2 protein-coding genes and 1 pseudogene are annotated in these 1,960 nt (G+C 59.8%); 1 reads left to right on the top strand and 2 read right to left on the bottom strand.

Features of this window, described 5'->3' with window-relative positions:
* Positions 1–230: sulfotransferase (locus AC1DZP_RS35995; protein ID WP_477309087.1), on the bottom strand; the 230-nt coding region annotated here is incomplete at its 3' end.
* A 553-nt stretch (positions 231–783) separates the two neighbouring features.
* Here AC1DZP_RS35995 and AC1DZP_RS35990 point away from each other — a divergent pair.
* Positions 784–891 (top strand): annotated as a pseudogene (locus AC1DZP_RS35990) (IS481 family transposase); the annotation flags it as partial.
* A 180-nt stretch (positions 892–1,071) separates the two neighbouring features.
* On the opposite strand, the gene AC1DZP_RS35985 reads toward AC1DZP_RS35990, so the two are convergent.
* A complete protein-coding gene (locus tag AC1DZP_RS35985; protein WP_477309085.1) occupies positions 1,072–1,614 on the bottom strand; it encodes an IS110 family RNA-guided transposase in 543 nt (180 codons plus the stop codon).
* Between the last annotated feature and the right edge of the window lie 346 nt (positions 1,615–1,960).

The raw sequence follows: 1,960 nt of genomic DNA, 5'->3' as shown, positions 1-1,960 counted from the left end.
CGCCAGAAATAGGCCGTCGGCCAGTCGACTGCCGACCTGTAACCGGCATAGACGACGTCCCAATCCACCGGCTCGCCGCGCCCGGCGGCGCGGATCAGGTCGCGGTGCTCGGGGTTAGAGTTGACGTCCTCCATGTGATGGCACGGCCCGAACCCGAGCATTTCAAGCGCCAGGTTCAGAGTGTGCGTGCCGGTGCGGCCGAACCCAGCCCCGATAACAGATAATGCCATGCGATCCTCCTGTGGCGGGAGCGGATCATAGATTGCAGGGGTTGGGAAGGGAGGATGTTGTCCTGGCGCTCACCCTGAGAGACCAAATCGGCATATCGAGCGATGCGCCGAACTCGCTGTGCCCGAAGGCTACATAGCGGGCCGGCCGGTTGCGGCGTCGATAGCGATCCGCCGCCGCAGGAGCTAGGCGGCAGCCTTCGTTTCTAGCACCATAGCCCCGACAAGGGTCGCTTCGGGCCACTTTCGGCCTCGGGCTATAGGTGATCGTGTGTCCGCTTTCTCCGCTCTACCCATTCAACTCGGTACAACGCTATGCCGCGTTCTCAGCCTGGGTTTTTTCCGACTGTTGCCCGACTATCCGCACTTGCGCTTCGGACACCCGGTTGATCAGCAAATTCGGAACAAAGCAGCACAGGCTGCGTTTTTTCAGAGACGAGGTCCACCCGTTCAACCGACCGCGTTGGAAGAGAGTGCTCTTTAGACGCCGAAATCCTGATGGTCTCTTCGAGCGATTGCGCATTTATATGTGGCCGCGCCGCTCCTTATCGCGATCGAGCGCATCGGTCATCGCATTACCGGCAAGCGCACCGGCAATGCGAGCTCGCGCGGCAGCAGTTGGGAGTTCGTCCATGTTTGCATCGACGACGCCTCCCGCATCGCCCCGACTTGAATGCGTGCGGATCAGCGACGGTCGCAACGAACGCACTCGCCAGCAGCGGGCCAACGCCCGGAATCTCCATCAACCTGCGACCCAGTTCGGACTCTCGCGCACTCGCACGGACCCGGCGAGCGTTTTCGAGGATCTGTTCCTTCACGACACGAAGCTGTGCTTCAAGCATCCTCAGGCAAAGCCGTGCGTCGGCCGGTATCCTGGCATCGTTCTCGTCGTTGATGACCACGAGAAGTTGCTCAATTCCATTACGCCCGATCGGCGCACGACCCCGAACTCGGATAGGTGCGCCCGCAACGCGTTCGATATCTGTGTGCGCTGGCGGTTGAGCATCAATCGAACCCGGTGCAGCATCATCACACTCTGCTGCTCGGGCGACTTCACCGGCACGAAGCGCATCGTCGGTCGTGTCACGGCCTCGCAGATCGCCTCTGCATCTGCAGCATCATTCTTCTGCCGTTTCAAATACGGCTTCACATACTGTGCCGGCAGCAGCCGCACGTCGTGGCCACGCGAGATTAGCTCGCGAGCCCAATAATGCGACGAACTGCACGCCTCGATCCCGACAAGGCATCGCTGCAAACTCTCAAAGAACGGCAGCATACGCCCACGCGTCAACTTCCTGCGAACTGCAACCTCACCAGCCGCATCCACGCCGTGGACTTGAAACACGGACTTCGCAATATCCAGACCGATTGTCGTAACGTTGCTCATCATAGCGCTCCTCCAGCTCTAATCCTGCGATTGTAGCGCGAGGCGGAGGAGAGCCGTCCAGCATCAGAAGCGGACTGGCGAGTTCTGATTTCCGATCTGGCAGGGCAGACATTCATTTCCGCACAACCATTGTCGTGACCTGACCCAACGCAGTCATAGGCTTTGGTCGTTTCGAATGTCGCAAACGGACCTGAGCCTGGACATTGCTCATCACACGCGCGAACGGCTTCACACGACCTCCAAGCTTGCGCATGAAGCGGCCAGGCTAAGCGCCTTGCGGTTTACTTCTTGCCGAGATCGGCGCCGGTGTTAGGGACCGGCACCTATTTAGCCTGAACTATTCGAG

Source organism: Mesorhizobium sp. P2_F8 (assembly GCF_056403655.1).
Note: the sequence above shows the minus strand (reverse complement) of the source record. Positions and strands in the feature narration are given on the sequence as shown.